The organism is Gelidibacter sp., from assembly GCF_035577925.1.
In the GTDB taxonomy this organism is placed as follows: domain Bacteria; phylum Bacteroidota; class Bacteroidia; order Flavobacteriales; family Flavobacteriaceae; genus Gelidibacter.
Genome location: NZ_DATJCY010000260.1, coordinates 1 through 3,571 on the forward strand (window position 1 = coordinate 1; position 3,571 = coordinate 3,571).

A 3,571-nucleotide genomic window follows, 5' to 3' on the forward strand; every position below is an offset into this window, starting at 1 on the left:
CTGGCATTAAAACAGGAACACTATCACCTCTAAAGTATGAACCTGTCATAGCCACTATATGAGCACTTGAATTTGCCATAATGCTTTTTAACACTTGCCCTAAAATGTTGTCACCTTCAGCTGATACGTGATGAAATTCATCAATAGTGACCAAAGTATCATCTAATTTTTTTACGTCTAAACCATCGAAGGCAAAACGCAAAGTGGCGTGTGTGCAAATCAAAATTTGTTCATCCGATTCTAAAAAGTTTAAGAATGCCGTTACTTTACTTTTCTCTTCGCCCGGTGTACATAGGTTGTATCGTGGATTGGGGTTCCAATCAGCAAAAAAGCCGTACTTTTTCAATTCTGTTGTGCCAAAAGAGGCCCCAATAGACTTTTCAGGAACGGCAACAATCACTTTTTTAATGCCTTGATGTTTCAATTTGTCTAAAGCAATAAACATTAATGCTCTAGATTTTCCAGAAGCAGGAGGGGCTTTCAGCAATAAGTATTGAGCAGTTCTCCCTTCGTATGCTTTTTCCTGCATTTCCCGCATGCCCAAAGGATTTGTACTTTTACTTTTTCCTGTTTGGTCGTAAGTTACGTGTACTATATTTGGCATTTTATTTATTTATTTCAGTTATTCGAGAATTTCGAATAACTGTGGTTATATTTTTCATTAAATAGGTATAAAAAATAAGCTAAAAAACATAATATGTTGTTTTACAATTATTTATATTGTTTTGTTTTTGTTTTATTTTCTGTTTATTTTTTTTTAGCCAGTACATTTATATCTAATTATCATCTAAAATTCATCTAACTTTAATAAATAGACATTCATTTAATATATTGGCGTTCAAATGTATATATCTTTTTTTCATCTAAGTTATGTCTAAAGTTCATCTAAATTTATTTTACATTATCTGTTTTAGATGAACTCAACACCCACTTCGGATATCTTACAGTTCCTTGATTTTTAATCGTTTTATCCTTTTTTGACATCGCATAAATCATATTTCGGATTTTATTAGATTTTTGTTTTTTATCTAAAACCTTTGGTAAAATGTCTAAAATCAGCTTATCAATGTCTTGCCTCGTAGCTGAGCCGTATTCTTTGATAAAATCTAAAACCATCCTTTTGTAATGCTCATCTTTAAAACCCCTTTGTTTTATATAATCACTTTTTTCGCCTGTAATTGTTGCTAAAGAAGATGAAATGAAAAAATTCGGCTTTCTGCCTTCAATTAACTTCTTGTCTTTCAATTCTTTAATTTCAAAGTCTGTTAGATGCTTTTTCTTTGCCACTTTATCCAATGCAATTATTTCCGGTAAGGTTAAGGAAGACAATTCTGCCAATTTACGTGCGTAATCTAAATCTACTACCTTACCAATTATTTGTACCTGAACTTTGTTATTGTCAAATGTATAGTCTGGCAAAGGGAAAAACTTATTTTTCTGAATAATGAACATTTTCTTTATGCCACTACCAATGGTGTCAATCATATTCAGATTTACCATTGCGTTAGCCAAAAAGGGATTTCTATACTGATTTTCAGGAGCGTCAGCTTGAATTACTCGTTCTATATTTTGGGGGATAAAGCTGCCTGAATTTGAAAAAGTAAGCACGCCATCTTCTCTTTCCACAATATTAATTTTACCACCCAAAGTATAATCTTGATGCGCTATGCAATTATTTAACGCTTCTCTTATGATGTACGGATCAAATTGTGGCACTTCTTGAGGAAATAATGTTCCTTCTTGCAAATATCTATAATTTAAGTTTCTGATTTTAGCTCTTGCTTTATCTGCCGATAGCAATAAGGGACAAGAAAAGTGTTCATAGTCCTTTTCAATATTGTCTTTGTCTTTTAAAATCCAAGAAATTTTAGCGGTACCAGGTGAAATAAAATGTTCCGATTCAGGTTTTCCCAATAGCAAAATAGCTGTTCGTGTAATTTTGTTGTTTATTGTAAGTTTAGCTTTATTTAGAAAAATAACATCATCCCAATTATTTATTTCTTCCGTAAGATGCGTGTTCTTTTTTTGATATTGAGTTCTAGCTTCTTTTATGGCTTCAACAGATAAATCGGCAATGGTTGCTTCTTCAATAGTTTTTGCACTCCAATCAGTTGCAGAAATTTGATTTCGTATTCGCTCTACTTTTTCAATATTAAGTGCGGTTAAACTCTCTCCATTACGGGCGTAATAATGTCCTTTCCAGGCAATAGGCATACCTTGTGGGGCAGCAGGAATTTCAAAAATTAATACATTTCCTTTTACTGTTGATACCGATCGAACTTTAATAAAGTTAATGTTGGGTGAAGTGTTATTGGCAATTTCTTGTTTGTATTCATTGAGTTGTTTTTCTGTGATATTTGTACCTACAATATTTTTATCATTGTTGATGCCCAAAAGTAAATAGGCTACTTTTTGACCCAATAAGTTAGCTTCATTACTCAATGCAGAAAAATATTGACCTAATTTGTTTTTATCAAACTGGCTTTTGGCTTCTTTAAATTCCAAAACCTCTGTTTCGGTTTCAGAAGCCAATAACTTATGTAATAATGCATTGTCATTCATTTTCTCTTCGATTTTTTAACTTTTGCAAAAAGTGACCCTTTTGCATTCACCATTAACAATTGTCTGAACCACTGATTAATTTGATTTTCTTGATTGATTTGATTTCTGATTGAACTTTGAATTGATGAGTCGTTTAAATTCTAAACTCTTCGCTCCAAAATTTATCAGTAAACCTACTTCTAAATTGTAGGCTTCTAAATAATTGATTGCTTGAGCCAAATGAACATCTTCGGTTTTTGTTAGCGCTTTTAATTCAACAGAAATCACATCTTCAATCAAAAAATCTACTCTTCTTGTTCCTATTTGTTCTTCTTTGTAAAAAATAGGCATTTCGTGTTCTCTTGAAAATCCGATACCTTGTAAAATCATTTCTTTTGCCAATGCTCTCTGATAAATAACCTCTTGAATTGCGAAGCAATCACGAATACCTTTTAAAATAAAATTAAAGAAATGAGTAAAACCATTTCCCAGTATTTTATGCACTTCCATTGCACAGCCAATGATTTTGCCTGTCAATTCGGAGTATGCATATTTTTCATTTGTAATCATAGTTCATCATATTAATCAGTTTCAATCAACGGTTCCGACTTTTCTTCTGCTTCGCAAAAAGCGTGTCTTTCTGCAACATTTCTTCATACTGTTTAAACAAGTATTCCAAACGCTCGGTGTCATTTTTAAAAGGCTGCAAACGGTAACATTGCTCTATGGCTGTGTCGAGTTCTTGGTGTGCTTGTAGCAAACCTTTGGGCATTGTACTTGGATTGTACAATTGTGCCATTGTTTTGCTTGGATGTTTGGCTCGCTCATCTAATATGGCAAATACATAAAGGTTTAAATTTTCCTTTTGTTTGGTGGTAATGTCTGGAAAAGGGAAAGTGTTGTAACAAAGTTTTGCTGAATAACGATAATCTGTTTTTAATTTTCCTCCAACATTTCTAACCCAAACCATATGCATGCGTGAAGTTATTACTGCAAATAGCCATGGTTCGGCATTGTATACAACTAAAGC

4 protein-coding genes are annotated in these 3,571 nt (G+C 32.7%); all 4 read right to left on the reverse strand.

Annotated elements, in window-relative coordinates:
* Window positions 1–604, reverse strand: a 604-nt coding sequence (locus VNJ50_RS10405) for a DEAD/DEAH box helicase (RefSeq protein WP_325581599.1), incomplete at its 3' end; no start/stop codon positions are given.
* Window positions 605–891: 287 nt separating this feature from the next.
* A complete protein-coding gene (locus VNJ50_RS10410; protein ID WP_325581601.1) occupies window positions 892–2,562 on the reverse strand; it encodes an RNA-binding domain-containing protein in 1,671 nt (556 codons plus the stop codon).
* Between the two features lie 75 nt (window positions 2,563–2,637).
* Window positions 2,638–3,111: a GxxExxY protein gene (locus VNJ50_RS10415; protein WP_325581603.1), complete on the reverse strand. Its 474-nt coding sequence runs from the start codon at window positions 3,109–3,111 to the stop codon at window positions 2,638–2,640.
* 25 nt (window positions 3,112–3,136) lie between these two features.
* A partial coding sequence (locus VNJ50_RS10420) for a type IIL restriction-modification enzyme MmeI (RefSeq protein WP_325581605.1) occupies window positions 3,137–3,571 on the reverse strand: 435 nt, incomplete at its 5' end.

What these genes read in the sequence shown, in the direction of transcription:
- VNJ50_RS10410 (WP_325581601.1), bottom strand. Translation starts at nt 2,562, where the DNA reads ATGAATGACAATGCATTATTACATAAGTTATTGGCTTCTGAAACCGAA.
- VNJ50_RS10415 (WP_325581603.1), bottom strand. Translation starts at nt 3,111, where the DNA reads ATGATTACAAATGAAAAATATGCATACTCCGAATTGACAGGCAAAATC.